This window comes from Streptomyces sp. NPDC097107, from assembly GCF_044762405.1.
Classification (GTDB): Bacteria; Actinomycetota; Actinomycetes; order Streptomycetales; family Streptomycetaceae; genus Streptomyces; species Streptomyces thinghirensis.
The window spans coordinates 263,954-289,305 of the sequence record NZ_JBIWEF010000010.1; the positions used below are offsets into that span (position 1 = coordinate 263,954).

At 71.9% G+C, this 25,352-nt stretch carries 23 protein-coding genes; 9 read left to right on the forward strand and 14 right to left on the reverse strand.

Features of this window, described 5'->3' with window-relative positions; translation table 11 throughout:
• Nucleotides 1-17 precede the first annotated feature (17 nt).
• From ACIQ1J_RS24875 to ACIQ1J_RS24900, 6 genes are all read right to left on the reverse strand, one after another.
• The gene (locus ACIQ1J_RS24875) at nucleotides 18-878 is read right to left on the reverse strand and encodes a siderophore-interacting protein (RefSeq protein WP_403560123.1); all 861 of its coding nucleotides are present in this window, start codon (nucleotides 876-878) and stop codon (nucleotides 18-20) included.
• A gap of 35 nt (nucleotides 879-913) precedes the next feature.
• Nucleotides 914-1,960: an ABC transporter substrate-binding protein gene (locus ACIQ1J_RS24880; RefSeq protein WP_403560125.1), complete on the reverse strand. Its 1,047-nt coding sequence runs from the start codon at nucleotides 1,958-1,960 to the stop codon at nucleotides 914-916.
• Nucleotides 1,961-2,092: 132 nt separating this feature from the next.
• Nucleotides 2,093-3,253 (reverse strand): acyl-CoA dehydrogenase family protein, encoded by a 1,161-nt coding sequence (locus tag ACIQ1J_RS24885; protein ID WP_210963450.1) that lies wholly within the window; start codon nucleotides 3,251-3,253, stop codon nucleotides 2,093-2,095.
• 5 nt (nucleotides 3,254-3,258) lie between these two features.
• Nucleotides 3,259-4,227, reverse strand: a complete 969-nt coding sequence (locus ACIQ1J_RS24890; RefSeq protein WP_403560128.1) for a hydroxymethylglutaryl-CoA lyase — start codon at nucleotides 4,225-4,227, stop codon at nucleotides 3,259-3,261.
• Nucleotides 4,224-6,161: an acetyl/propionyl/methylcrotonyl-CoA carboxylase subunit alpha gene (locus ACIQ1J_RS24895; RefSeq protein ID WP_403560236.1), complete on the reverse strand. Its 1,938-nt coding sequence runs from the start codon at nucleotides 6,159-6,161 to the stop codon at nucleotides 4,224-4,226. The genes ACIQ1J_RS24890 and ACIQ1J_RS24895 overlap by 4 nt, the downstream gene beginning before the upstream one ends.
• Nucleotides 6,162-6,197: 36 nt before the next feature.
• Entirely contained in the window at nucleotides 6,198-7,814 is a 1,617-nt protein-coding gene (locus ACIQ1J_RS24900; protein WP_403560130.1) for a carboxyl transferase domain-containing protein, read from the reverse strand.
• A gap of 96 nt (nucleotides 7,815-7,910) precedes the next feature.
• Between ACIQ1J_RS24900 and ACIQ1J_RS24905 the strand changes: the two genes are divergently transcribed.
• The 3 genes from ACIQ1J_RS24905 (at nucleotide 7,911) to ACIQ1J_RS24915 (ending at nucleotide 10,760) form a co-directional block, all read left to right on the forward strand.
• Nucleotides 7,911-8,522 carry a TetR/AcrR family transcriptional regulator gene (locus tag ACIQ1J_RS24905; protein WP_403560132.1) on the forward strand — a complete coding sequence of 204 codons (612 nt, stop codon included), beginning with the start codon at nucleotides 7,911-7,913 and terminating at the stop codon, nucleotides 8,520-8,522.
• Between the two features lie 197 nt (nucleotides 8,523-8,719).
• Entirely contained in the window at nucleotides 8,720-9,877 is a 1,158-nt protein-coding gene (locus ACIQ1J_RS24910; RefSeq protein ID WP_403560134.1) for an acyl-CoA dehydrogenase family protein, read from the forward strand.
• A 10-nt stretch (nucleotides 9,878-9,887) separates the two neighbouring features.
• Entirely contained in the window at nucleotides 9,888-10,760 is an 873-nt protein-coding gene (locus ACIQ1J_RS24915; RefSeq protein ID WP_403560136.1) for an acyl-CoA thioesterase, read from the forward strand.
• Between the two features lie 302 nt (nucleotides 10,761-11,062).
• Here the strand turns inward: ACIQ1J_RS24915 and ACIQ1J_RS24920 are convergent, their stop codons facing one another.
• Nucleotides 11,063-11,851: a phosphatase gene (locus ACIQ1J_RS24920; protein WP_403560138.1), complete on the reverse strand. Its 789-nt coding sequence runs from the start codon at nucleotides 11,849-11,851 to the stop codon at nucleotides 11,063-11,065.
• 61 nt (nucleotides 11,852-11,912) lie between these two features.
• Nucleotides 11,913-13,520, reverse strand: coding sequence for a helix-turn-helix domain-containing protein (locus ACIQ1J_RS24925; protein WP_403560140.1), 1,608 nt, complete (start codon nucleotides 13,518-13,520; stop codon nucleotides 11,913-11,915).
• 183 nt (nucleotides 13,521-13,703) lie between these two features.
• On the opposite strand from ACIQ1J_RS24925, the gene ACIQ1J_RS24930 reads away from it, so the two are divergent.
• From ACIQ1J_RS24930 to ACIQ1J_RS24940, 3 genes are read left to right on the forward strand one after another with little or no spacing between them, the layout of a single operon-like run.
• A complete protein-coding gene (locus ACIQ1J_RS24930) occupies nucleotides 13,704-15,179 on the forward strand; it encodes a sodium:solute symporter (RefSeq protein ID WP_210963459.1) in 1,476 nt (491 codons plus the stop codon).
• 52 nt (nucleotides 15,180-15,231) lie between these two features.
• Nucleotides 15,232-16,221: an agmatinase gene (gene speB / locus ACIQ1J_RS24935; RefSeq protein ID WP_403560143.1), complete on the forward strand. Its 990-nt coding sequence runs from the start codon at nucleotides 15,232-15,234 to the stop codon at nucleotides 16,219-16,221.
• Nucleotides 16,218-17,903 carry a thiamine pyrophosphate-binding protein gene (locus tag ACIQ1J_RS24940; protein ID WP_403560145.1) on the forward strand — a complete coding sequence of 562 codons (1,686 nt, stop codon included), beginning with the start codon at nucleotides 16,218-16,220 and terminating at the stop codon, nucleotides 17,901-17,903. Before speB ends, ACIQ1J_RS24940 begins: the two co-directional genes overlap by 4 nt.
• A 12-nt stretch (nucleotides 17,904-17,915) precedes the next feature.
• Here the strand turns inward: ACIQ1J_RS24940 and ACIQ1J_RS24945 are convergent, their stop codons facing one another.
• The 5 genes from ACIQ1J_RS24945 to ACIQ1J_RS24965 all read right to left on the reverse strand — a co-directional run bounded on the left by ACIQ1J_RS24945 (nucleotide 17,916) and on the right by ACIQ1J_RS24965 (nucleotide 23,093).
• Complete coding sequence (locus ACIQ1J_RS24945; RefSeq protein ID WP_403560147.1) at nucleotides 17,916-18,740, reverse strand: endonuclease I family protein; 825 nt, start codon at nucleotides 18,738-18,740, stop codon at nucleotides 17,916-17,918.
• Between the two features lie 148 nt (nucleotides 18,741-18,888).
• Nucleotides 18,889-21,300 carry an ArnT family glycosyltransferase gene (locus ACIQ1J_RS24950; RefSeq protein ID WP_403560149.1) on the reverse strand — a complete coding sequence of 804 codons (2,412 nt, stop codon included), beginning with the start codon at nucleotides 21,298-21,300 and terminating at the stop codon, nucleotides 18,889-18,891.
• Between the two features lie 75 nt (nucleotides 21,301-21,375).
• The gene (locus tag ACIQ1J_RS24955) at nucleotides 21,376-21,984 is read right to left on the reverse strand and encodes a TetR/AcrR family transcriptional regulator (protein WP_403560151.1); all 609 of its coding nucleotides are present in this window, start codon (nucleotides 21,982-21,984) and stop codon (nucleotides 21,376-21,378) included.
• A gap of 94 nt (nucleotides 21,985-22,078) precedes the next feature.
• Nucleotides 22,079-22,306, reverse strand: coding sequence for a DUF397 domain-containing protein (locus ACIQ1J_RS24960; RefSeq protein ID WP_403560153.1), 228 nt, complete (start codon nucleotides 22,304-22,306; stop codon nucleotides 22,079-22,081).
• Nucleotides 22,299-23,093: a Scr1 family TA system antitoxin-like transcriptional regulator gene (locus ACIQ1J_RS24965; RefSeq protein ID WP_403560155.1), complete on the reverse strand. Its 795-nt coding sequence runs from the start codon at nucleotides 23,091-23,093 to the stop codon at nucleotides 22,299-22,301. The genes ACIQ1J_RS24960 and ACIQ1J_RS24965 overlap by 8 nt, the downstream gene beginning before the upstream one ends.
• A 162-nt stretch (nucleotides 23,094-23,255) precedes the next feature.
• Between ACIQ1J_RS24965 and ACIQ1J_RS24970 the strand changes: the two genes are divergently transcribed.
• Nucleotides 23,256-23,579, forward strand: a complete 324-nt coding sequence (locus tag ACIQ1J_RS24970) for a hypothetical protein (protein ID WP_403560157.1) — start codon at nucleotides 23,256-23,258, stop codon at nucleotides 23,577-23,579.
• Nucleotides 23,576-23,857 (forward strand): hypothetical protein, encoded by a 282-nt coding sequence (locus tag ACIQ1J_RS24975; RefSeq protein WP_403560159.1) that lies wholly within the window; start codon nucleotides 23,576-23,578, stop codon nucleotides 23,855-23,857. The genes ACIQ1J_RS24970 and ACIQ1J_RS24975 overlap by 4 nt, the downstream gene beginning before the upstream one ends.
• Nucleotides 23,858-23,874: 17 nt before the next feature.
• Here the strand turns inward: ACIQ1J_RS24975 and ACIQ1J_RS24980 are convergent, their stop codons facing one another.
• Nucleotides 23,875-24,246: a hypothetical protein gene (locus tag ACIQ1J_RS24980; protein WP_403560161.1), complete on the reverse strand. Its 372-nt coding sequence runs from the start codon at nucleotides 24,244-24,246 to the stop codon at nucleotides 23,875-23,877.
• A gap of 90 nt (nucleotides 24,247-24,336) precedes the next feature.
• On the opposite strand from ACIQ1J_RS24980, the gene ACIQ1J_RS24985 reads away from it, so the two are divergent.
• A complete protein-coding gene (locus tag ACIQ1J_RS24985; protein ID WP_403560163.1) occupies nucleotides 24,337-25,332 on the forward strand; it encodes an esterase-like activity of phytase family protein in 996 nt (331 codons plus the stop codon).
• Nucleotides 25,333-25,352 lie beyond the last annotated feature (20 nt).

Sequence of the window (25,352 nt, forward strand, 5' to 3'; positions counted from 1 at the left end):
CTTGGCGATGCCGGGCGTCAGCCCTGATCGCGGAGTTGTTCCTCCGTCAGGCCCTGGCGCCAGTAGCCGACGAAGGTGACGCTGCGGCGGTCGATGCCGCGTTCGCCCACGAAGTGCCGGCGCAGTTGCTTGACGCGGCCGGACTCGCCGGCGATCCAGACGTACGGGCGCCCGGCGGGCGGCAGTTGGGCCGCGCGCAGGGTGGTGAGAGTGGCCTCGGGGCCGCTGGTGGCGTCCCTGACCAGCCAGCTGACCTCGGCGTCGGCCGCCGTCGTCAGGTCCTGCACGTCCTCGGCGTGCGGCACCTCCAGCCAGACCCGGGCGCGGGTGCCGGGCGGCAGTGACTCGACGATGGCGCAGACGGCCGGTACGGCGGTCTCGTCGCCCCAGATGACCACCAGGTCGGCGTCCTCGGGCGGCCGGAAGCGGATCGCCCGGTTGTCGGCGATCGCCGGGCCGAGCAGCACGACCCGGTCGCCCGGGGCGGCGTCGGCTGCCCAGCGGGAGGCGGGGCCGGCCTGGAAGGCGGCCCCGGGGGCCACGCCGTGCAGCACGAAGTCGATGTCGATCTCGGCGGTGTCCCCGTGGGCGTCCCGGCGCAGGCCCCGCAGCGTGTAGGAGCGCATCACCGCCCGCACGTCCTCCGGCAGTTCGCGCCACCCCTGCCACCAGCCGTCACCGAGCTCGATCGGTATCGCCGGCTCCGGTTGGCCCGGATGCGGCAGGAACAGCGACAGGGACTGGTCCTGTCCGCCGGAGTGGAAGGCGCGCAGGTCGGGGCCGGCGAAGGTGACCCGGGTCAGAGACGGGCCGAGCCGCCTCGTCCGTACGACCTGGAGGGAGAAGAAACGGAACGGGGCGGCTACGGCCGTCGTCATGAAAGGCTCCGGGAGGAGGGGGAGAGGGCGAGAGGTCAGCCGACCTTCTTGGCGTTCTCGATCGCCTCGGCCAGGTTGTCGAGGAGCGGCGTGCACTTGTCGTAGGACAGGATCGGCTCGGGGGAGCGGGCGATGACCTGGCCGGCCTTGACCGCGGGCAGCTGCTTCCAGGTGCCCTCGGTGATGTCGGCGGGCTGGATGGTCGAGGCGCGGTCGTCCATGACGATGACGTCGGCCGGGTACTTGTCGACGTTCTCCCAGCTCAGGCTCTCGAACCAGCCGCCGGTCGCCTTCTTGGCCGCCTCGGAGGGCTCGACGAAGTTGACGCCGAGGGCCTTGAAGTACTCCAGGTCGACGGAGAGGTTGGTGCCGGAGACGTAGAAGAGCTCGGCGCTCGCGGAGCCGGCCAGCACCCTGATCTCGGGCTTGGCCCTGGCGGCGGCGCGCAGCCGGGCCGCGGCCTTCTCGAAGGCGGCCTTGGCGTCGGTGACCTTCCTGGCCTTCATGTCCGCGCCGAGCGACTCGGCCAGCTCCCACATGCGCTGGAGCGGCTGGGTGAGCTGGCGGTCGAAGACGGAGATCGCGACGCTCGGGGCGAGCTTGGCGATCTTGTCCTTGGAGTCCTCCGGGACGGACCACAAGGTGCCCGCGGTGTCGAACGTCGTGGTGATGAGCACCTCGGGGGCGAGGGTGGCGTACTTCTCGACGTTGAGCCTGCCCCACTCGTTGCCGAGGACGGTGACCTTGCCGACGTCGAGGTCGCCGGCCTGGACGTCGGGCTTGCCGTCCTTGGTCGTGGTCGGCCCGAACACGCCCTTGACCTGGACGCCGTAGTCGTGGAGGGCGGCGGCGACACCGGTGAAGGCGACGATGTTCGCCGGGACCTCGTCCAGCTTCACGGTCGTGCCGCGGTCGTCCTTGAACGACCAGGGGCCGGACTTGGCGGCGGCCGTCCCGTCGTCCGAGCCACCGTTTTTCGCGTCCTCGTCACCGCAGGCCGTGAGCACGGCACCGAGGCCGAGTGCGCCGCCCGCGGCGAGGATTCCGCGACGGGTCAGGTGGGTAGCTCTGGCGTTGAACATGGCGTGGCTGCTTTCGAACGGTGCGGAGCGTCCGCAGGACAAGTTCAAGGTAGGTTAGCCTAACCTCAGATCTTGTCCATAGGGCGGGGCTGTGACCAGCCCCCGACCAGCCCCGCCCGGACGGCCCGTACCTCAGCTCACCAGGCCCAACTCCCTCGCGATCAGCATCCGCTGAACCTCGCTGGTGCCCTCGCCGATCTCCAGGATCTTCGCGTCCCGCCACATGCGGGCCACCGGGTACTCGTTCATGAAGCCGTAGCCGCCGTGGATCTGGGTGGCCTCGCGGGCGTTGTCCACGGCCACCGTCGACGAGTAGAGCTTCGCCAGTGCCGCCTCCTTCTTGAAGGGGTCGCCGGTCACCAGCCGGGAGGCCGCGTCGCGCCACGCGAGGCGGGCCGTGTGGGCCTTCATCTCCATGTCGGCGATCTTGAACTGGATCGCCTGGTTGGCACCGATGGGCTTGCCGAAGGCGTGACGTGCCTTCGCGTACTTGACCGACTCGTCCACACAGCCCTGCGCGAGCCCCGTGCCCAGCGCCGCGATGGCGACGCGCCCCTCGTCGAGGATGCGCAGGAACTGGGCGTACCCGCGGCCCTCCTCGCCCAGCAGGTTCGCCGCCGGGACCCGGACGTCGGAGAAGGACAGCTCACGGGTGTCCGACGCGTTCCAGCCGACCTTCGAGTAGGGGGCGGCCACCGTGAAGCCCGGGGTGCCGGACGGCACGATGATCGCCGAGATGAGCGGACGGCCGTCCGGCTTGCGGCCGGTGACCGCCGTGACCGTCACCAGGCCCGTGATGTCGGTGCCGGAGTTGGTGATGAAGCACTTGGTGCCGTTGATGACCCACTCGTTCGTCTCCGCGTCCAGGCGGGCCGTCGTCCGCGTCGCGCCCGCGTCCGAGCCGCCGTCCGGCTCGGTCAGGCCGAAGGCGCCGAGGATCTCACCCGAGCACAGCCGGGGCAGCCACGCGCGCTTCTGCTCCTCGGTGCCGAACAGGTGGACCGGCATCGCGCCCAGCGAGACGCCCGCCTCCAGCGTGATGGCCACCGACGAGTCGACCCGGGCCAGTTCCTCCAGGGCGATGCCGAGGGCGAGGTAGTCGCCGCCCATGCCGCCGTACTCCTCCGGGAACGGCAGGCCGAACAGGCCCATGCGGCCCATCTCCCGGACGATCTCGTACGGGAACTCGTGCCGCTCGTAGAAATCACCGATCTTGGGCGCCACGACGTCGTGGGCGAACGCCTCCACCGTGCGGCGGAGGTCCTCGAGTTCGGGGGAGAGCTTGTGGTCCATGGCTGTCACTGCTCCTGGTGGGAGTCGGCGCCCGAGCCCGCGAGGGCTCGTACGGTGCGGGACGGGCTGGGTCGGCCCAGGTGGGCGGCCATCCAGACGCTGGTGGCGACGAGAGAGCCGAGGTCGACCCCGCTGTCGATGCCGAGGCCGCGCAGCATCCACACGAGGTCTTCGGTGGCGAGGTTGCCGGTGGCGGACTTCGCGTAGGGGCAGCCGCCCAGTCCGCCGGCGGAGGCGTCGACGGTGGTCACGCCGTGCCGCAGGGCGGCGTAGGTGTTCGACAGGGCCTGGCCGTAGGTGTCGTGGAAGTGGACGCCCAGGGCGCTCACCGGCACACCGGCCTCCGCGAGCGCGGTGAGCAGCGCGCTCACGTGCCCCGGGGTCGCCACCCCGATCGTGTCGCCCAGGCTCAGTTCGTCGCAGCCCATCTCCAGCAGGGCCCGGCACACCTTCACCACCTGCTCGACGGGCACGGCGCCCTCCCAGGGGTCGCCGAAGCACATCGACAGGTAGCCCCGTACGTGAACGCCGTCCGCGTCCTTCGCCCGCGCCACCACCGGCTCGAACATGGCCAGCGCCTCGTCCACCGTCCGGTTCAGGTTGGCCTTGGCGAAGGACTCCGTGGCGCTGGCGAAGACCGCGACGCGGCGGGCGCCGAGCGCGAGCGCGCGGTCGAGGCCGCGTTCGTTCGGCACCAGGACGGGCAGGTCGACCGGCAGGTCCGCGACCGCCGGGAAGAGCTGCTCCGCGTCCGCCAGTTGGGGCACCCACTTGGGGTGCACGAAGCTCGTCGCCTCGATGGTGGTCAGCCCCGTGGCGGCCAGGCGGCGGATGAACTCCGCCTTCACCTCCGCCGGGACGGTCGCCTTCTCGTTCTGCAGGCCGTCGCGGGCGCCGACCTCGTGGATGCGGACGCGGGCGGGCAGGCCGCCCGCCGGTACGACCATGGGCAGGCCCGGTTCGGGGGCGTTCATGCCGTCTCCTCCGTGTCCTCCGCCGGCGTGATGACCGCCAGTACCTGGTCCATGGCGACCGTCGTGCCCGGCGCCACGTCCAGCTCGGCGACCGTGCCCGCGTGCGGGGCGGAGATGACGTGCTCCATCTTCATCGCCTCCACGACCAGCAGACTCTGCCCGGCGGCCACCTCGTCGCCGACGGCGACCTTCACCACCGTCACCGTGCCCGGCATGGGCGCGGTCAGCGAGTCGGCGCCCGCGTGGGCGGCGCCGGTGAGGGAGGCGGCGACCGGGTCGTGGTCGCGCACGTGCCAGGCGTCGCCGTCGCGGCCGAGCCAGTCGGCGGCGCGGTGGAAGGTGTGCCGGACGCCGTCCAGGGTGACGGCGACGTGGTCGCCGGTGACGGTGTGGGAGCCGCGCGGGGTGTGCTCCACCGGGTCGGTGATCCGCAGGTGGAAGGCGACCGGCTTCGGCTCGCCGCCCATCCGCCAGCCGCTCGGCACCGAGAACGGGTCCGTCCAGCCGTCCCCGCGCGGACGCAGCGCGTCCAGCCGTACGGCCGCCGCCGCCTCGTACACCTCCTCGGGCACGTCGGTGGTGACGAGAGCGTCGACCTCGCGCTCCACCAGCCCGGTGTCCAGCTCGCCCGCCACCACCGCCGGGTGCGCGAGGAGCCGGCGCAGGAACCCGGCGTTGGTCTGCACGCCCAGCGTCACCGTCCGGGCCAGGGCCGCCCGGAGCTTGCGCAGGGCGGTGGCGCGGTCGGGGCCGTACGCGATCACCTTGGACAGCATCGGGTCGTAGAGGCTGCCGACCTCGGTGCCCTCGCTGAGCCCCGAGTCGGTGCGGACGCCGTCGCCCTCGGGCTCGTGCAGGCGCAGCACCGTGCCGCCGGACGGGAGGAAGCCGCGCGAGGGGTCCTCGGCGCACAGCCGGGCCTCGACCGCGTGTCCGGTCAGCCGGACGTCCGCCTGGGCGAAGCCCAGCTCCTCACCCGCCGCCACCCGCAGCTGCCACTCCACCAGGTCCACTCCCGTGACCAGCTCGGTCACCGGGTGCTCGACCTGGAGGCGGGTGTTCATCTCCATGAAGTAGTACTGCGAGGGGTCGCTGCCCGGCACGATGAACTCCACCGTGCCCGCGCCCCGGTAACCGCAGGAGCGCGCCGCCTGCACGGCCGCCTCGCCCATCGCGGCACGGGTCGCCTCGTCGAGGAGCACACTCGGCGCCTCCTCGATGATCTTCTGGTGCCGGCGTTGCAGCGAGCACTCGCGCTCGCCCAGGTGCACGACGTTCCCGTGGCCGTCGGCCAGGACCTGGATCTCGATGTGCCGGGGCCGGTCGATCCACCGCTCCACGAGCAGCGTGTCGTCGCCGAAGGAGGCGCGGGCCTCGCGGCGGGCGGCGGCGATCTCGTCGGCGAGCACGGCGGCGTCCCGCACCAGCCGCATGCCCTTGCCGCCACCACCGGCCGACGGCTTCAGCAGCACCGGCGTGCCGATCTGGCGGGCGGCGTCGGCCAGTTGCGTGTCCGTCAGCCCGCTACCACTGGAGCCGGGCACCACCGGGACCCCGGCCGCCCGCACCGTCTCCTTGGCGCGGATCTTGTCGCCCATCAGGGCGATGGCGTCGGCGGGCGGTCCGATGAAGACCAGCCCCGCCTCCTCGCAGGCCCGCGCGAAACCGGCGTTCTCGGCGAGGAAGCCGTACCCGGGGTGGACGGCCTGCGCCCCCGTCCGGGCCGCCGCCCGAAGCAGCCGCTCGACGGAGAGGTAGCTCTCCGCCGCCGGCGCCGGGCCGATCCGTACCGCCTCGTCGGCCTCCCGCACGTGCCGCGCGTCCGCGTCGGCGTCGGAGAAGACCGCCACCGAGCGCACGCCCATCGAGCGCAGGGTCCGGATGACACGCACCGCGATCTCACCGCGGTTGGCCACCAGTACCGTGTCGAACATCGAGCTCCCCATCGCGCTTCCCATCGAGTCCCCTCCTCACATCCGGAAGACGCCGAACTGGGGGTCGCCCAGTGGCGCGTTGGCACAGGCGGTCAGGGCCAGGCCCAGCACCTGCCGGGTGTCGGCGGGCTCGATCACCCCGTCGTCCCACAGGCGGGCGGTCGCGTAGTAGGCGTTCCCCTGATGCTCGTACTGCGCACGGATCGGCGCCTTGAAGGTCTCCTCCTCCTCGGCCGGCCAGCCCTCCCCGCGCGCCTCCAGCTGGTCCCGCTTGACCGTGGCCAGTACGGACGCGGCCTGCTCGCCGCCCATGACGGAGATCTTGGCGCCCGGCCACATCCACAGGAAGCGCGGCGAGTACGCCCGCCCGCACATCGAGTAGTTCCCCGCGCCGTACGACCCGCCGACCACGACCGTCAGCTTCGGCACGCGCGTGCACGCCACCGCCGTCACCATCTTGGCGCCGTGCTTGGCGATGCCGCCGGCCTCGTAGTCCCTGCCGACCATGAACCCGGAGATGTTCTGCAGGAACACCAGCGGGATGCCGCGCTGGTCGCACAGCTCGATGAAGTGGGCGCCCTTCTGGGCCGACTCGGAGAAGAGGATGCCGTTGTTGGCGACGATCCCCACCGGGTGGCCGTGGACGCGGGCGAAGCCGGTGACGAGGGTCTGCCCGTACTCGGACTTGAACTCCGCGAACCTGGAGCCGTCCACCACCCGCGCGATGATCTCTCGTACGTCGTAGGGGGTGCGGGAGTCGACCGGGACCGCGCCGGACATCCCGTGCGGGTCGACCTTGGGCTCGACGGCGGGCTCCACGCCCCACGGGAGTCTGCCGCGCCCGGGCAGCGTGGAGACGATCTGCCGCACGATCCGCAGCGCGTGCGCGTCGTCCTCGGCCAGGTGGTCGGTCACGCCGGACACGCGCGAGTGGACCTCGCCGCCGCCCAGCTCCTCCGCCGTGACCACCTCACCGGTGGCCGCCTTCACCAGGGGCGGGCCGCCCAGGAAGATCGTCCCCTGATTGCGGACGATCACCGCCTCGTCGCTCATCGCGGGGACGTACGCGCCGCCCGCCGTGCAGGAGCCGAGGACGGCCGCGATCTGCGGGATGCCCGCGCCGGACATCCGGGCCTGGTTGTAGAAGATCCGCCCGAAGTGCTCGCGGTCCGGGAAGACCTCGTCCTGCATCGGCAGGAAGGCGCCGCCCGAGTCGACGAGGTACAGGCACGGCAGCCGGTTCTCCAGCGCCACCTCCTGGGCCCGCAGGTGCTTCTTCACGGTCATCGGGTAGTACGTGCCGCCCTTGACGGTGGCGTCGTTGGCGACGATCACGCACTCCCGGCCGCTCACCCGCCCGATACCGGCGATGACGCCGGCGGCCGGGGCCTGTCCGTCGTAGAGCCCGTCGGCCGCGAGCGGCGCCAGCTCCAGGAACGGCGAGCCCGGATCGAGCAGCGTGTCCACGCGGTCGCGCGGCAGCAGCTTGCCGCGCGCGGTGTGCCGGGCCCGCGCCCGCTCGCCGCCGCCGAGCCGGGCCGCCGCGAGCTTGGCGCGCAGCTCCTGAACGAGGACGCGGTGCGCCTCCTCGTTGGCCCGAAAGGCCTCGGAGGCGGGATCTGCCGCCGTCGTCAGCTCCGGTGCCTCGTGCATCCTGCGGTCCCCTCACCGATGGTCGATCAGTTAATGAGCGTTAACGCATTTCCTCCAGGTTAACGACCGCTAACCTTCCTGTCTAGAATTGACTTCATGGCCACGAGAACCGACGCCCCCACCCGCCGCGAGCAGATCCTCAAGGAGGCCGCCCGGCTCTTCGCCGAGCGCGGCTTCCACGGTGTCGGCGTCGACGAGATAGGCGCCGCCGTCGGGATCAGCGGCCCCGGCCTCTACCGGCACTTCGCCGGCAAGGACGCCATGCTCGCCGAGCTGCTCGTCGGGATCAGCGACTCGCTGCTGACCGGCGCGAAGCGGCGGCTGGCGGAGGCGGACGGGGTGACCGGTCCAGAGGCGGGTCCCGAGGCTGTCCTCGACTCGTTCATCGAGGGGCACATCGACTTCGCACTCGACGACCGCCCGCTCATCACCCTGCACGACCGCGAGCTGGACCGCCTCCGGGACGCCGACCGCAAGATGGTGCGGCAGCTCCAGCGGCAGTACGTCGAGCTGTGGGTCGGGGTGGTGCGCCAGGTCTACCCGGCGGTGCCGGAACCGAGCGCCCGCTCGGCCGTGCACTCGGTCTTCGGCCTGCTGAACTCCACCCCGCACCTGGGCCGCCCCGGATCCCTGCCGGGCCGCGCCGCGACGGCGACGCTCCTGCACCGGATGGCGCGGGGGGCGTTCGCGGCGGTGGCCGCCGACTGAGGGTCGCGAGGGAGGAGGGTCGCGAGGGAGGAGAGGGGTGAGGGCGGAGGGGGTGCGGGGGAGGAGGGGGTGCCGGGGGAGGAGGGGTGCCGGGGAGTGACGAGGGTTACCCGCGTCCCACCCTGGACGCCCTCCCCTACCCGCCGGTACGGTGAAGTCTGAGCAAGCGCTTAGATACGTACCCTGGAGGTGGCGCGGTGCGCCGTACGGTGTTCAACGAGGACCACGAGGCGTTCCGGGAGACCCTGCGCGCCTTCATCGAGGCCGAGGTCGTCCCCGTCTACGACGAGTGGTTCGCCGCGGGCCAGGCGCCGCGCGAGTTCTACTACAAGCTCGGCGAGCTGGGCATCTTCGGCATCAACGTGCCGGAGGAGTACGGCGGCGCGGGCATGGACAGCCACAAGTTCGAGGCCGTCCACTACGAGGAGACCGCCCGCGCGGGCGTCACCTTCGGCGGCTCCGGCGTGCACGTGCTGCTCGCCCTGCCGTACATCAAGATGCTCGCCACCGACGAGCAGAAGAAGCGCTTCCTGCCGAAGTTCGTCAGCGGCGAGGAGATGTGGGCCATCGCGATGACGGAGCCGGGCACCGGTTCCGACCTCGCGGGCATGAAGTCCACCGCCAAGCTCAGCGAGGACGGCACCCACTACGTGCTCAACGGCGCCAAGACCTTCATCACCGGCGGCGTGCACGCCGACAAGGTGATCGTCTGCGCCCGCACCGCCGCCCCCACGGCCGAGGACCGCCGCCACGGCATCTCCCTGTTCGCCGTGGACACCAAGTCCGAGGGCTACTCGGTCGGCCGCAAGCTGGACAAGCTGGGCCTGAAGACCTCCGACACCGCCGAGCTGGCCTTCGTCGACGTCAAGGTGCCCGTCGAGGACCTGCTCGGCGAGGAGAACAAGGGCTTCTCCTACCTCGGCCGCAACCTGGCCTCCGAGCGCTGGGGCATCGCCTTCGGCGCCTACGCCCAGGCCGCCGCCGCCGTCCGGTTCGCCAAGCAGTACGTGCAGGAGCGCACCGTCTTCGGCAAGCCGGTCGCCCACTTCCAGAACACCAAGTTCGAGCTGGCCGCCTGCCAGGCCGAGGTCGACGCCGCCCAGGCCGTCGCCGACCGCGCCACCGAGGCGCTGGACGCCGACGAGCTGACCCCCGCCGAGGCCGCCAGCGCCAAGCTGTTCACCACCGAGGTCGCCCACCGCGTCATCGACCGCTGCCTCCAGCTGCACGGCGGCTACGGCTACATGAACGAGTACCCGATCGCCCGCCTGTACGCGGACAACCGCGTCAACCGCATCTACGGCGGCACCAGCGAGGTCATGAAGATGATCATCGCGAAGAACATGGGCCTGTGACCCACGGAGCATGAGCGAAGCACTCCAGTCCCTCCTCGACCTGCTCGACCTCGAGCGGATCGAGGAGGACATCTACCGCGGCCACTCGCGCTCCGCCGTCATCCCCCGGGTCTTCGGCGGGCAGGTGGCCGCCCAGGCGCTGGTCGCCGCCGGCCGCACGGTCCCCGAGGACCGGCACGCGCACTCCCTGCACGCGTACTTCCTGCGCCCCGGCGACCCGGGCGCCCCCATCGTCTACAGCGTCGACCGCCTGCGCGACGGCCGCTCCTTCACCACCCGCCGCGTGGTCGCCGTCCAGCACGGCAAGCCGATCTTCGGTCTGTCGGCGTCCTTCCAGACGTACGAGGAGGGCCTCGACCACCAGGCCCCGATGCCGCCCGCACCGGACCCGGCGACCCTCCCCACCGGCGAGGAGCGGCTGCGGAGCTATCCGCACCTGCCCGCCGACACCGTCGAACGCTTCGTGGAGGCCCGCGCCGCGGTCGACCTCCGCTACGTCGACGACCCGCCCTTCGGCGACTTCGGCACGCCCCGCGAGCCGCACTCCCAGGTGTGGTTCCGCACCAACGGCAAGCTCTCGGACGACCCCCTCCTGCACGTCGTCCTCGCCACCTACGTCTCCGACATGACCCTCCTCGACTCGGTCCTGCTCGCGCACGGCCGCGGCGGCTGGGCCGTCGGTGACGTCGTGGGGGCCTCGCTGGACCACGCGATGTGGTTCCACCGGCCCTTCCGCGCCGACGAGTGGCTGCTGTACGACCAGCAGTCGCCGTCCGCGTCCGGCGGCCGCGGCCTCGGCCAGGCCCGGATCTACACCGAGGACGGGCGGCTCGCCATCTCGGTCATCCAGGAAGGCGTGGTGCGCGTCCCTCGGGAACACTGAGGGGCATGGCCGAACCCGCGCGCGAGCGGCATGCGACGAACGGCGGCGGCGACAGCACCTTCACGGTGGTCGTCGCCGCCCTCGCCGATCCGGGCATCGCCGTCGCCACCTTCGTCGGCGGCGCGGTCGCGAGGATTTGGCGGTCATCCGCCCGGGTCTACGGTCTACGGCCTACCGCCTACCGCCTACCGCCTACCGCCTACCCGGACCCCGGACCCCGGCGCCCGGGTTCGCGCAGCGCCGCTCGGAGGGGCTCAACCCCTGGCCATGAGGGGCCGGCGGGGCATGCTCGGGCTGCGGGGCTACTTGAGTCCCGCCTCCGTCAGCAGGTACGCCGTCATCGGGTCGTAGTAGCGCGGGCTGACCACGTGGTCGTCCAGCGGCACCGCGACCTGGAGGGTGCCCTCGGACTCGGCGAGGAAGAGCGCCGGGTCGTTGCAGTCGGCGTAACCGAGGGAGTCGACGCCGTGCTGAGCGGCGTAACCGGCCCAGCCGTGGTCGGCGACGACCAGGTCGGGCAGTGGACGGCCCGCGCGCTCCAGACCGGTCAGGATGGCCTTCATCGGTTCACCGGAATGGGTGTGCCACAGCGAGGCACCGTGCTCCAGCACGGCCACGTCCGCGAACTGCTGGACGTACCCCTCCTCCGTCGTCAGCCCCTCCGGGACCACGACGATCTCGCATCCGGCGGTGCGCAGCGCGTCGGCCGTGGCGCGGTGCACGTCGAGCAGGCCGCCCGGGTGGCCGGTCGCGAACAGCACGCGCTGCCCGCCGTCGGCCGCCTTGCGCAGCCGGCCGGCCATGCGCTCCAGCGCGGCCACGGTCAGCTCGGGGTCGATGGTGTCCTGGCCGTACCGGTATTCCGGGTCGTCGTTGACGCCGACCCGCTCCGCCATCACCGCAAGCACGTCCTGCTCGTCACTCCAGCGGTCGCCCAGCTCCAGGCCGAGCCAGAAGTTGCGGTCGCCGTTCGCCAGCTTCCGGTAGTGGGAGAGGTTGTTCTCGCGGGGCGTGGCGACGTCGCCCGCGATACGGGTTCTGACGAGGTGTTCGGCGAGTTCGGCGCGGCTGGGTGTCCCGGGTATCGGCATGGCTCCATTGTGAGGCAGCCGACAGTCGGCGTCTCGGGCATATCGCACGCTGGGACGTGGGTCACCTCCGCAGCGCGAACCACAACTCCATCCGTACGTCCGGGTCGTCGAGGTCGGCGTCCAGCAGGGCCGCGCAGCGCGCGATGCGCTGCCGGACGGTGTTGCGGTGCACGGACAGGGCGACGGCGGTGCGGTCCCAACTGCCGTGCAGGGAGAGCCAGGCGCGCAGCGTCTCGGTGAGCGCCGGAACCGCCGCGACCGGCGCGAGCAGCGCACGCGCGTGCGCCTCGGCCTCGCCGTCCGGCACGAGGTCGGCCAGCGCCGGCCGCGCGCCGTGCCGGACCAGCGGCACCCGGGTGGCCCCGGCCCGGGCCAGCGCGCGGGCCGCCTGGGCATCGGCGGCCGGCCACTCGGCGGGGGCGACGGGGGCGCTGACGCCGAGGGTCCAGCCGGGCTGAGCGGCCGGACCGGCAACGGTCGCCGGGCCCCCGGCCCCGGAGCCGGTCGCGGGTGTGGGGCCTGCGCCGGTTCTGGTTCCCGGGCCGGTCGCGGGTGTGGGGCCCGTGCCGGTCCCGGGTCCGCCTTCCGCGCCGGCGTGCCGGGCGGCCGGTACGAGCACCCGTACGACGTCCCCGTCCGTGTCGACCAGTGGGGAGCCGAGGGCCGTGCCCAGCGCGGAGGCGGAGACCGGGTCGGCGGCCCCGGTGGCGGGGCGGGCGTGCACGACGTGCCAGTGGGTGACGCCCTCGCCGCCCCCTCCGCCCAGCAGCGGCGCGACCTCCTCGGGGCGGGCGCCCAGCAGCAGCCGTACGAGTGCCGAGGAGCGGGCCGCGCCCGTGCCGCTCTGGTGCTCGCCGGTGAGGAGGGAGAGCAGGACGGCGGCGACCGACGCGATGGTGTGGTCCCCGGACTCCCGGTGCGGGCCCGCCACCCCGAGGACGAAGCCCTGCCCGGTGCCGAGGGCGTACGCGGCGAGACGGGTGCCGGCGACCGTGTCCGTGGCGGTGCTGGAGGCGTGGCCGGTGACGTACCGGGCCAGCTCCGCCAGCGCCCGACCCACCTCGCCCCCGGGCTCCCGCCCCGCCGCCGCGATCTCCGCACCCTCCGGCCCGTACAGCACCGCCCGCCCGTCCAGCCGGGTCGCCAGCCGGCGCAGTACCGACGGCACCGGATCCGGACGGGAGGCCGCGGCTGCCAGACCCTGCTGGGCCTCGGAGACCCGGCGCAGCTCGGCGAGCCGGGCCCGCGCCATCAGCTGCCACACCGCGCGGGCCACACCCGAGAACGTCGTCCTCGGCGGCACCTCCACCAACGGCAGCCCGTACGCCTCGCAGGCCGCGACCAGCGCCCCCGGCACGGTGTCGTGCACCGGCGCCACCCCGAAGCCGAGCGCGGCACCGCCGGCCGCCACGATCCGCGAGACGTAGTCGTCGAAGTACGTCCCCGACTCCGCCCCCTCCGGAATGTGCACGCCCGCCGTCAGCAGCAGCTCGCCGCCCAGCAGGTACGGGAAGGGGTCGGACATCTCCGAGGTGTGCGCCCAGTGGACCGTCACCTCCGCCGCCGGGGGCCCCGCGAGCTGCCGCAGCGCCAGGTCATCGCGGGACAGCAGGGCCGCGAGGGACACCGGGGGAGTGGGAGGCGTGGGCGGAACGGCCGATTCCTGCATGATGGACGTTTCCTCCATCCAAGTGCTGCCGACTGGATGAAACGTACACTTCGCAGCCGCTTTTCAGCCACCTAGTGTCAACCTCGACCGGCGGCCGCGGGTACGGGCGGATGTCCCCGCGACCAGCCACCGGACAACTCCCCACCGCACGACACGCCACCGACACAGGCGAAGGAGGCCCCCATGGCCGTCGACTACGTAGTGATCGTCGTCTATCTCGCCGGGATGCTGGCCATGGGCTGGTGGGGCATGCGCCGCGCCAAGTCCAAGAGCGAGTTCCTCGTCGCCGGACGCCGTCTCGGCCCCGCGATGTACTCCGGCACCATGGCGGCGATCGTGCTCGGCGGCGCGTCCACCATCGGCGGCGTCGGCCTCGGCTACCAGTACGGACTGTCCGGCGCCTGGATGGTCGTCACCATCGGCCTCGGCCTGCTCGCGCTGTCCGTCTTCTTCTCCGCGCGCATCGCCCGCCTGAAGGTCTACACCGTCTCCGAGATGCTCGACCTCCGCTACGGCGGCAGGGCCGGCGTCATCTCCGGCGTCGTCATGTGGGCGTACACCCTGATGCTGGCCGTCACCTCCACCATCGCCTACGCCACGATCTTCGACGTCCTCTTCGACGTGAACCGCACCCTGGCGATCATCCTCGGCGGCTCGATCGTCGTCGCGTACTCCACGCTCGGCGGCATGTGGTCCATCACGCTCACCGACATGGTGCAGTTCGTGGTGAAGACCATCGGCGTACTGCTCCTGCTGCTGCCCATCGCGGTCGTCAAGGCCGGCGGCTTCAGCGAGATGAAGGCGCAGCTGCCGACCTCGTACTTCGACCCGCTGGGCGTCGGCGGCGAGACCATCTTCACGTACGTGCTGATCTACACCTTCGGCATGCTCATCGGTCAGGACATCTGGCAGCGCGTCTTCACCGCGGGCAGCGACCGCACCGCCAAGTGGGGCGGCACCATCGCCGGTACCTACTGCCTCGTCTACGCCGTCGCCGGTGCCGTCATCGGCACCGCCGCCAAGGTGCTCTACCCCAAGCTCGGCAGCCCCGACGACGCCTTCGCCACCATCGTCAAGGACGAACTGCCGATGGGTGTACGCGGACTCGTGCTGGCCGCCGCCCTGGCCGCCGTGATGTCCACGTCCTCCGGCGCCCTCATCGCCTGCGCCACCGTCGCCAACAACGACATCTGGTCCCGGCTGCGCGGCGTGATCCGCAAGCCGGCGGGCGAAGGCGAGGGCGAGCACGACGAGGTGAAGGGCAACCGCGCCTTCATCCTCGCCATGGGCGTCGCGGTGATCCTCATCGCCATCGCCCTCAACGACGTCGTCGAGGCCCTCACCGTCGCCTACAACCTCCTCGTCGGCGGCCTCCTCGTCCCCATCCTCGGCGGGCTGCTGTGGAAGCGCGGCACCGCACAGGGCGCCCTCGCCGCCGTAGCGGTCGGCGGCCTCGCGGTCGTCGGCCTGATGGCCGCCTACGGCATCCTCGCCAACGAGCCCGTCTACTACGGCCTGCCGGCCTCCCTCGCCGTCTACGTCGCCGTCTCCCTGGTGACCCGCCCCACCGACGAGGCGATCCTCACCGCCTGGCGCGAACGCCTCGCCGGACGGGCTCCCGAACCCCAGTCCGAACCGGCGGTCCCGACTCACCAGTAGAGTCGGATCGCGGTAGTACATACGCGACGAAGCGTAAGAAGGAAGGCAGTACATGAGCAGCAACGAGACGCCCCGCGGCCCCGTCGACTCCTCCCGCGTCCCGCGGTACGCGGGTCCCGCGACCTTCGCCCGGCTGCCCCGCCTCGACGAGGTCGGGACCGCCGACGTCGCCGTGGTCGGCGTGCCGTTCGACTCGGGCGTCTCCTACCGGCCGGGAGCCCGCTTCGGCGGCAACGCCATCCGCGAGGCCTCCCGCCTGCTGCGCCCCTACAACCCGGCCCAGGACGCCTCCCCCTTCGCCCTCGCCCAGGTCGCCGACGGCGGTGACATAGCGGTCAACCCCTTCAACATCAACGAGGCCGTCGAGACCGTCGAGGCCGCCGCCGACGACCTCCTCGGCACCGGCGCCCGGCTGATGACCCTGGGCGGCGACCACACCATCGCCCTCCCGCTGCTCCGCTCGGTCGCCAGGAAGCACGGCCCGGTCGCCCTGCTCCACTTCGACGCCCACCTCGACACCTGGGACACCTACTTCGGCGCCGAGTACACGCACGGCACCCCGTTCCGCCGCGCGGTCGAGGAGGGAATCCTCGACACCTCCGCCCTCTCCCACGTCGGCACCCGCGGCCCCCTCTACGGCAAGCAGGACCTCACCGACGACGAGAAGATGGGCTTCGGCATCGTCACCTCCGCCGACGTCTACCGACGTGGCGCCGACGAGGTCGCCGACCAGCTCCGCCAGCGCATCGGCGACCGCCCCCTCTACATCTCCATCGACATCGACTGCCTGGACCCCGCCCACGCCCCCGGCACCGGCACCCCCGAGGCCGGCGGCATGACCTCCCGCGAACTGCTGGAGATCCTGCGCGGCCTGGCATCCTGCAACCTGGTGTCGGCCGACGTCGTCGAGGTGGCCCCCGCGTACGACCACGCGGAGATCACCTCGGTCGCGGCGTCCCACACCGCGTACGAACTGACCACCATCATGAGCCGCCAGATCGCCCAGGCGCGCGCGACGGACCGGGAGACCGAGACCAAGTGACCCACGACCACGACCTGGTACTCCGTCCGACCGCCGCCCAGACGGAGGCCGCACTCAACCCTCCCCCCGGCCGCAACGGCGGAGACCTGGTCGTGGAGACCCTGGCCGGGCTCGGCGCGATGACCGTCTTCGGCCTGCCCGGCCAGCACGCCCTCGGCATGTTCGACGCGCTGCGCCGCTCGGACCTGCGCTACATCGGCCTGCGGGTGGAGAACAACGCCGGTTTCGCGGCGGACGCGTACGGCCGGATCACGGGCGAGGCGGCCCCGCTGCTCCTGTCCACCGGCCCGGGAGCCCTCACCTCCCTCGCCGCGCTCCAGGAGGCACGGGCGGCCTCCGCCCCCGTGCTGGCGATCAGCAGCCAGGTCCCGACGGCGGGCCTTGGCGGCGGACGCCACGGCTACCTGCACGAACTCCCCGACCAGGCGGCGTCGTTCCGGGGCGTGGTGAAGTCCGTCCACACGGTCCGCACCCAGTCCCAGATCCCGTCCGCGATCGCGGAGGCGTGGACGTCGGCGCTGACCGCCCCGCACGGACCGGTCTGGGTGGAGATCCCCCAGGACGTCCTCCTGTCCGAGACGCCGATCCCGGTGGTGACGGGCGGTGACGCCTTCCCCGAGGAACTGCCCCCGCGCCCCGAACTGACGGCGCTCGCGGCCGATCTGCTCTCCCGTGCCGAGCGCCCCGCCGTCATCGCGGGCGGGGGCGTCGTGCGGGCGGACGCGTCGAAGAAGCTGCGGCAACTGGCGGAGCGGCTCCAGGCCCCGGTCGTCACGACCTTCGGCGGCAAGGGCGCGTTCCCGTGGACGCACCCCCTGTCCCTCCAGTCCTGGCTGGAGGACCGGCACACGACGGACTTCCTGGAGGACGCCGACGTACTCCTGGTCGTCGGCTCCGGCCTCGGCGAACTCTCCTCGAACTACCACACGTTCAAGCCGCGCGGCCGAGTCGTCCAGATCGAGGCCGACCTCGGCAAACTCGAATCCAACCACCCGGCGCTCGGCATCCACGCCGACGCCCGCCTCGCCGTCCAGGCCCTGCTGGAGACGGTGGACGAACGCACCGACCCCGCCGCCCCGGAACGCGTACGGGCCGTGCTGGCCAAGGTCCACGAGCGCATCGCGTCCCAGGAACTCACCCTGGAGCAGGACGTACTGGCGGCCGTCCGCAGGGCCCTCCCGGCCGGCGCCCCGTCCTTCTGGGACATGACCATCCTCGCCTACTGGGCGTGGTCGGCCTTCGACGCCAAGGCCCCCAACACCATGCACTCCGCCCAGGGCGCGGGCGGCCTCGGCTACGGCTTCCCGGCGGCCCTCGGAGCAGCGGCGGCCGACCCCACCCACCCGGTGCTGGCGGTCTCCGGCGACGGCGGCGCCCTGTACTCCATCGCCGAACTCGCCACCGCCCGCCAGTACGACCTGAACGTCACCTGGCTGATCGTCGACGACGGCGGCTACGGCATCCTGCGCGAGTACATGACCGACGCCTTCGGGCAGCCGACCGCGACGGAACTGACCCGCCCCGACTACGTGGCCCTCGCCGAGTCGTTCGGCGTCCCGGGCGTGCGTACGTCGCCGGAGGCGCTGGAGGCCGACCTCGCGAAGGCCCTGGCCGCGCCGGGGCCCTCGGTGGTCGTCCTCCCCGCCGTACTGCGCATGTTCGCGCCGACGCACCTGGACTGAGGGCGGCAGGACCTACCAGATCGACTCGGCCCACTCCGGGTGGTCGACGAACGGGTTGCGGTTGTGCTGGTAGGAGTCGTAAATGACCTGGTTGCGCCGCTCCTCGAAGGCGTCCGGCGGGTCCTCGTCGTTCCACTGCTTCAGTACGTCGAGCTTGCCGATGTACGGGCTGCTGCCGTTGTCGACGCTGCCGTTGACCTCGAGGTCGGCCCAGCCGTCGCCGCCCTCGTAGCGGACCGCCATGTAGAAGATCATGCGGGCCACGTCGCCCTTGACGGCGTCGCGGGGCTCGAAGGAGTCGGAGTCGGTGAGGCTGCCGCCGTTGTCGGTGAAGCCGCTGCCGCCGTTGTCGAAGTCCTTGTTGCCCCGGACGCTGTTGACCCGCACGTCCTCGGGACGCAGGTGGTGGATGTCCGTGCCGGGCCCGGTCGAGGTGCCGAAGCCGCCGTGGGACTTGGCCCACACGTGCTCGCGGTTCCAGTCGCCGGTGTCCCCGCCGTTCAGCGACTTGCTGCGGGAGATGCCCGAGTAGAGCAGGATGACGTTGCCGCTGTCGGCCGGGTCCTGGTCGGTGACCTTCAGGGCGTCCCAGACCGCCGAGTAGGAGAGCTTGGTCTGGTCGCTGATGATGGTGTGCAGGGAGGACTTGAGGCTGTCGCCCGTCTTCCCGACCGCGTCCTTGTAGTACGTCGAGTCGTAGTCCGATGCCGTGGCCGGTGCCGCCGTGGTCGTCGCCGTGGCCGGGGTCGCGGACAGCGAGGGGGCGGCGAGGGCGGCGAGGACGGCGGCCGTGGCGAGGGCCACCGCTTTCCGGCGCCGGGTGCGTATCGCGAGCATGTGGGGTGTCCGATCTACGCGTGTGGAGTGGAACGGTGGTTCGAGCGTGACATGGACATGTAGGAGGTGGGGTGTACGGAGGGTGGCGATCGCGTGACGACGGCCCCCGACCGGGGTGGTCGGGGGCCGTCGTGTCACTGGGGGCGTGTCAGGTGACGTCCGAGGGGTCCAGCCGGTAGAGGCCCGTGGAGGACTCCGAGGTGGAGGAGGCGCCGTACTCGCTCGCCTCCACGGCCGTGCCGTGCTCCCGCACCCACCGGGTCACCTCGGAACTGGTCCCGGAACCGCCGCCCATGCCCCCTCCGACCTGGACGTAGTGCAACTCGCCCTTCGTCACCAGCTCCTTGAGCCGGGCGAGGGTCATCGCGTTGTCGCTGCCCGACCAGCCCCACATGGAGATGACCGGTTCGCCACTGCTGAGGATGAGCTGTGCGGCGCTCTGCGAACCGGAGACCGCCAGCAGCCACTTGGCGCCGTCCTGGTGCTTCTTCAGGTAGGCGACCAGCTCGGCGCTCGCGCCGCCCATGCCGCCGCCTCCGCCGAAGCGGTCCGCGCTGCCCGGCTGCCCCTCCGCGCCGATGCCTCCGGACACTCCCGCGTCCCGGCCCGTGCCGTCGCCCGTCTCGGTTCCGGTGTCATCGTCCGGTGCCGTGCCCGTGCCGTCGGTCGCTCCCGTGTCACCGTTCGCTGCGGTGTCGTTCCCCGGCGGTGTGCCGTTCTGTGCCGAGCCGGTCGCACCGCCCGGAGTCTGGTTCTCCTCCCCGTCGTCCGGGAACGAGCCCCCGCCGGGGCCGGCTTGCTGCTGCCCGCCGGTCTCCTCCCCAGTGGGCTGTTCACCGCCGGGCCTTGCGGTACCGGGCCCGCCGGTCGCACCGCCCGGAGTCTGGTTCTCCTCCCCTTCGCCCGGGAGGGAGCCTCCGCCGGGGCCGGCCTGCTGCTGCCCGCCGGTCTCCTCCCCAGTGGGCTGTTCGCCGCCGGGCCCTGCGGTACCGGGCCCGCTCTCCCCGCCGTCCGGGAACCCGCCCCGGCCGTCTGCGCCGCCAGGCCTGCCCATGCCGCCGCCCGTCGACGGCCCGGCGGTCGGGTTGGTCCCGCCCATGCCGCCGCCCGAACCGGACGGCACCGACCAGGCGTACGCCGCCGGACCCGCGACCCCGGCGACGACGGCCGCCGCCACGGACACCGCCAGCAGCCTCACCCGGCGCCCCGAACGGAAGACGAGCAAGCCCGTGATCGCCAGCGCCATGACCACCGCGATGGTCGGCCACAGCCAGGTGTTCCAGCCCGGGGCTCGACGCAGCAGCACGATCGCCCAGACGCCGGTGACACCGAGGGCGAACGGCAGCACCCACACCCAGCGCCGGTCGGCCCGGAAGGCGTGCAGCAGCATGACCCCACCGCCTCCGCACAGCGCCGCGATGCCCGGGGCCAGCGCGGTCGTGTAGTACGGGTGCATCGTGCCCTCGGCCATCGAGAACGTCAGACAGTGCAGTACCGTCCAGCCGCCCCACAGCACCAGCGCGGCACGCGTGAGGTCGGTGCGGGGTGCCCGGCCGCACAGCACCAGGCCGCCGACCAGCACGACGCCCGCGAAGGGGAGCAGCCAGGAGATCTGGCCGCCGAGAACGTCGTTGAACATCCGCCCGATGCCCGCGGCGCCGGAGAAGCCTCCCCCGCCGCCGCCGCCACTACCACCTCCGCCGCCCATGTTGCCGTCGCCACCGAAGATCCGGCCGAGCCCGTTGTAGCCCATGATCAGGTCCCAGGCCGTGCCGTCCGTCGAACCGCCGATGTACGGCCGCTCGGACGCGGGGACCAAGGACACCGCGGCCGCCCACCAGAAGCTGGAGACCACCAGGGCGACGGCGGCGAGCAGCAGGTTCCCGATCCGCTTCGCCCAACCCGAATTCGTCGCGTACGCGTACACGACGAAGACCGCCGGCAAGGCGATGTAGCCCTGCAGCATCTTCGTGTTGAACGCCAGCCCGAAGCAGACCGCCGAGCCGATCAAGGGCGGCAGCCGCCCGTCGCGGACCGCGCGCAGGCCGAGGGCCGCCCCGCCCACCATCAGGAACACCAGGAGCGTGTCCGGGTTGTTGTCCCGGTTGATGGCGACCGTGATCGGCGTGAGCGCCAGCACCAGGGCGGCGACCGCCGCCGCGCCGTGGCCCCACACCCGCTTGACGGACGAGTGCAGGATCCAGATCGTCGCCAGCGCGGCCAGGATCAGCGGCAGCATCATCTGCCAGGTGCCGTAGCCGAGGAGGCGGCAGGACAGCCCCATGACCATCAGGGCGAAGGGCGGCTTGTCGACGGTCAGGAAGTTCCCCGCGTCGAGCGAGCCGAAGAACCACGCCTTCCAGCTCTCGGTGCCGCTGAGCACGGCGGCGCTGTAGAAGCTGTTGAGGCCGGTCCCGGACAGGTTCCAGGAGTACAGCCCCGCCGCCAGGGCGAGGATCGCGAGCAGCGCAGGCAGAGACCAGCGTGGGGTGCCGGGTGCGGGGGCCGGCGCGGGCGGCGGCTCGGGGGCCGCTTGCAGGGGAGCGGTGGCAGATGTCACCACGCCACCGTGTCTGTCGGCGTTGGGCGGGGGCTGTGCTCCGACTTGGGGCGAGCTGTGAATCCCGGGCGGTGCTCAGTCCGCCGGGGTCCAAGGGGCGAGCAGATCGCGCAGCAACTCGGCGAAGGCCCCGTCCAAGGTGTCCTCCCGCTCCTGGTCACCGACGGCCTCGGGACAGAGAGCGGCGGGACGGGCGATCCACAGGACCTTCCAGGGCCTGGAGAAGAGGGCGGCATCGCTCCACACGCCGCCGTGCGGGGCGAGGGGGTGCAGCAGGTCGCTGACGCGTCCGGTGACCAGTTGCACCAAGGGGCCGTCGGTCGCGGCGTGCGCCCGGGGGAGCGCCGTGTGCGAGGTTCGGGCGATGGCCGCCGTCGTCGGATGCCGCCGGACGATGCGTACGACCTGGGTCAGGTGCCGCACGACTCCCTCGGCGGTGCCGTCGCTCGGATGGGTACGGTCGACCTCGTCGAAGGCACGGCCGAGTTCCGTCTGCAGCGCGCGCAAGTGGAGTCTGGAGGCGGTCTTCCAGTTTGCGTAGAGGTAGTTGCGCGACGTTCCGGAGGCGCGGGCGATGGCGGTCATCGACACGTTGAGGCCGTCGGCGCGCATGAGGGTGCGCACCGTGCTGATCACGTTTCCGGTGCCGAGGGGGTTGCGGTGGTGCCAGGAGGCGGGGCTCATGGCCCCATGGTCGGGAAAAAGTGTGAGCACTTGGGGGGTGAATGTCATCCAGGCACTCGGATGAGCGACCGGAGGACAGTCGGGGGCGGAGTGTTCACGCTTTGGAGGGAGGGGGGTCTTCCTTGAGGGACGTGATGAACGACGTCCAGCCGGAAGGTGAGAGGAGCAGCACCGGCCCGGTGGGGACCTTCGAATCCCGCACCGGTATCCCACCAGGATGACCGTCCACCACCTCCAAACAACTCCCCCCCTGGTCATTGCTGTGCGAGGACTTGCGCCAGCCCCTCAGAGTCGCGGCGTTGCGTATGGTCCGGTCAGTCATCGCCTTCACAGCCCCTTGCTGTCGCTTCGAGCAGAGCCAGCGTCTCCTCGAGTGGCAGGGCGTTGCCCAGGGCGAAATCGTAGCGATGCTGCAGTTCCTGGACCACGGACGGGGTGTCGTGGAGCATGCCCATGTGCAGCCCCTCGGCGTACGCCACGGGCGGCTGGTCCTCGAACCACATCAGGGTGAGCATGTTGCTCAGAAGAGGGTGGGTTCCCAGCGCGAACGGCAGCACGTGCACTTGGATCCGGCCGCCTTGGGCGAGGCTCGCGAGATGCCTCAGCTGCCCTGCCATGACGCGCCGCCCGCCGATCCGGCGATGGAGCACTGCTTCGTCGAGCAGCACCCACACTACGGGCGTGACGGGATCGTCCAGAACCTTCGCGCGCTCCAGGCGTGTGACAAGGCGCCTGTCACATTCCTCCTCACTGATGCGAGGGAACGTCGTACTCAGAACCGCACGTGCGTACCCCTCCGTCTGAAGAATGCCCGGCACGAAGGACAGCGCGAACTCACGAATCATCACCGCCTGCGACTCCAGCTGCCGCGCCGCCTCGAAGTAGTCCGCGACCGCCGCGTCCTCCTCCGGAAGGAAGCTGCTCAGCACATTCCCCGTGTTCAGGGCGCGATCCAACCGTCGCGCGTCCTCCTTCGACGGCACCCGGCGCCCCGCCTCGATGTGCGCGATGTGCGACCGCGTCATGATGGCCATGTCGGCCAGCCGCTGCTGCGTCAGGTCGGCCGCTTCGCGCTGCTGCTTGAGCCAGTCGCCGTAGATGTTGCTCATCCGTTCGACTCCCGTGTGACAAAGGCGCCGTCACATCCGCACCCCTGGCGAGCCTAGCTCCGCCTGTTTCACTCTGTACGCGCATCGCTACGGAAAGCGAGACCCCCGCGACCGTCGCACCGGTCCGGGGGCGTGGTCACCGATCTCCACGGAGCCGACGACATGCGTCACCGTATCGCCCGCCTCGCCGGGCTGCCCCTGCTATCGCTGCTCGCCCTCCTGCTACCCGGCTCAGGGCGCCGCCGCCGACGTCCTCCCGCGACGGAACCCACCGAATCCCCCTACGCCCCGGACATGACCGTCCGCCGCACCGGCATGCCGGCCCTGCGCGGAGAGGACAACGTGCTCGTACGCCCCTACCTGCTCGCCCACGAACGGCGGGAGGAGGCCCGACGCCGCCAGGCCCGGCGCCGCGCGCTCCGGTTCGCGGTGCACGGCATCGACCTCGGGCTCCGGGTGCTGCACGACGTGGAGGTGGCACGGTGAGGCCCGGCGCGCGCCCGGCCCGGCTGCTGCCCTGGACCGGCTCCGAGGGCAAACCCTGCTACCTGCTGACCGACGGCGACGGCCCGCTGTCCCGGATCGCCGACATCGTCGAGACCACCCACCTCGACATGGCGGAGGACCTGATGGAACACGCCGCCGCCCTGCTCGCGGACGCTCGGGCGACGCCCGAACAGCTCCGCTTCATGCTGCACCGCATGCGCGAGGCGCTCACCGAGGTGCACCGCGTCGCGGAGAGCCGGGGCATGCGGTTGCGCTGAAGGCGAGCCGCGAGCCGTCACTCGACCAGTTCGGGAAAGGCCTCCTTGAAGTCGGCGAGCTGAGCGCGATAGCCGGCGTTGAATTCGGCCAGTCCGTGCACGCCGAGGTTCTTCTCGAAGGCGGCGCTCTGCCTGGGCACCAGGGCGGGTATCGCGCGGAACACTGCGCCCGCCGCCCTCGCGTGCCGGCCCTTCTGGACGGCGGCCACCAGGTCCTTGAAGAGGTCCAGCTCCAGGGCCCGGACGCGTTCGCTCGGACTGTCCTGGCCTTTGAGTTCCTCATCGGCGACCGGCTTGGCCCCGGAGGGCTTGGTGAGGAACTTCAGTACCCGCATCGTCGCGTACAGCCGACCGGCCAGTTTGTGGCCGCTCTCGTTCTGGTCTGGCATGGCTCATTACTTGCCACCGGTACCGCGCCGAACCCTGTCCTTCGGAAAGCGGTCAACTCTTGGCCATTCCTCCGGCCTAGGGTTTCGGCCATGCGCCCGAGAATGCTCCGCACCTCCCTCGCCACCCTCACCGCGAGCCTCGCGGCCGCCGGCTGTCTCATCGCCGCCGGACCGGCCGTCGCACAGGAACGTCCGCAGCGGAACGCCTGCTCGCCCGCCGTCTCCCTCACCGGCTACTCCGACGCCCTCGACAAGACCACCCACGACGGCGCCTACGTCGGCAACCTCTCCGCACTCGCCCGCGACGGTCGGGGCACGGTCGCCGCCCTCTCCGACCGGTCCGCCCTCTTCCGGCTGGACGCCCGCTCCCTCCAGCCACGGGACGTGATCCCGCTCGCCGACGAGAACGGCGCCGCCCTCGACGCCGAGGGACTGGTCGCCGACCGGGACGGCACCTACCTCGTCTCCTCCGAGACCGAGCCGTCCGTCCGCCGCTACTCCCGTACCGGCGAGATCCTCGGCCGTCTGCCCGTGCCGGACGCCCTGCGCACCGCCCCGGAGGGCCGCGCCCGGGCCAACGGCAGCTTCGAGGGGCTGACCCTCCTGCCCGGCGGCCGGACCCTGATCGCGTCCATGGAGTACCCGCTCGCCGGCGACCCCGCCGACCTCGTGCGCTTCCAGAGCTGGCGGCGGACCGGGCACGGCGGCTTCGGGCTCGGCACCCAGTTCACGTACCGGACGGACGGTGGCCTCGGAGTCTCCGAGGTCACCGGGGCCCCCTCCGGCCGCCTGCTCGTCCTGGAACGCGGCTTCACCTCCGGCGTCGGCAACACGGTCCGCCTGTACCTGACCGACCGGCCCCGCGGCGGCACCGCGCTCGGCAAGACCCTCCTCGCCGACCTGGCCGACTGCCCCTCCCTCGGCGCCACCGCCAAGCAGCCGCAGCCCAATCCGCTCCTCGACAACTTCGAGGGGCTGACCGTCACCGGCCGGAGCAAGGGCCGCCTGGACGTCCTCCTCGTCAGTGACGACAACCAGAACGCCGTGCAGACGACCCGCTTCCTCCGGCTCCGGGTCCGGGCCTGAATCGTTGCGGCGGGATGAAA

Excerpts from the sequence above, each read along its gene's own strand:
- ACIQ1J_RS24875 (WP_403560123.1), bottom strand. The coding sequence starts at position 878 with ATGACGACGGCCGTAGCCGCCCCGTTCCGTTTCTTCTCCCTCCAGGTC.
- ACIQ1J_RS24880 (WP_403560125.1), bottom strand. The coding sequence starts at position 1,960 with ATGTTCAACGCCAGAGCTACCCACCTGACCCGTCGCGGAATCCTCGCC.
- ACIQ1J_RS24885 (WP_210963450.1), bottom strand. The coding sequence starts at position 3,253 with ATGGACCACAAGCTCTCCCCCGAACTCGAGGACCTCCGCCGCACGGTG.
- ACIQ1J_RS24890 (WP_403560128.1), bottom strand. The coding sequence starts at position 4,227 with ATGAACGCCCCCGAACCGGGCCTGCCCATGGTCGTACCGGCGGGCGGC.
- ACIQ1J_RS24895 (WP_403560236.1), bottom strand. The coding sequence starts at position 6,161 with ATGTTCGACACGGTACTGGTGGCCAACCGCGGTGAGATCGCGGTGCGT.
- ACIQ1J_RS24900 (WP_403560130.1), bottom strand. The coding sequence starts at position 7,814 with ATGCACGAGGCACCGGAGCTGACGACGGCGGCAGATCCCGCCTCCGAG.
- ACIQ1J_RS24905 (WP_403560132.1), top strand. The coding sequence starts at position 7,911 with ATGGCCACGAGAACCGACGCCCCCACCCGCCGCGAGCAGATCCTCAAG.
- ACIQ1J_RS24915 (WP_403560136.1), top strand. The coding sequence starts at position 9,888 with ATGAGCGAAGCACTCCAGTCCCTCCTCGACCTGCTCGACCTCGAGCGG.
- ACIQ1J_RS24920 (WP_403560138.1), bottom strand. The coding sequence starts at position 11,851 with ATGCCGATACCCGGGACACCCAGCCGCGCCGAACTCGCCGAACACCTC.
- ACIQ1J_RS24925 (WP_403560140.1), bottom strand. The coding sequence starts at position 13,520 with ATGCAGGAATCGGCCGTTCCGCCCACGCCTCCCACTCCCCCGGTGTCC.
- ACIQ1J_RS24930 (WP_210963459.1), top strand. The coding sequence starts at position 13,704 with ATGGCCGTCGACTACGTAGTGATCGTCGTCTATCTCGCCGGGATGCTG.
- speB (WP_403560143.1), top strand. The coding sequence starts at position 15,232 with ATGAGCAGCAACGAGACGCCCCGCGGCCCCGTCGACTCCTCCCGCGTC.
- ACIQ1J_RS24945 (WP_403560147.1), bottom strand. The coding sequence starts at position 18,740 with ATGCTCGCGATACGCACCCGGCGCCGGAAAGCGGTGGCCCTCGCCACG.
- ACIQ1J_RS24955 (WP_403560151.1), bottom strand. The coding sequence starts at position 21,984 with ATGAGCCCCGCCTCCTGGCACCACCGCAACCCCCTCGGCACCGGAAAC.
- ACIQ1J_RS24960 (WP_403560153.1), bottom strand. The coding sequence starts at position 22,306 with ATGACTGACCGGACCATACGCAACGCCGCGACTCTGAGGGGCTGGCGC.
- ACIQ1J_RS24965 (WP_403560155.1), bottom strand. The coding sequence starts at position 23,093 with ATGAGCAACATCTACGGCGACTGGCTCAAGCAGCAGCGCGAAGCGGCC.
- ACIQ1J_RS24970 (WP_403560157.1), top strand. The coding sequence starts at position 23,256 with ATGCGTCACCGTATCGCCCGCCTCGCCGGGCTGCCCCTGCTATCGCTG.
- ACIQ1J_RS24980 (WP_403560161.1), bottom strand. The coding sequence starts at position 24,246 with ATGCCAGACCAGAACGAGAGCGGCCACAAACTGGCCGGTCGGCTGTAC.
- ACIQ1J_RS24985 (WP_403560163.1), top strand. The coding sequence starts at position 24,337 with ATGCGCCCGAGAATGCTCCGCACCTCCCTCGCCACCCTCACCGCGAGC.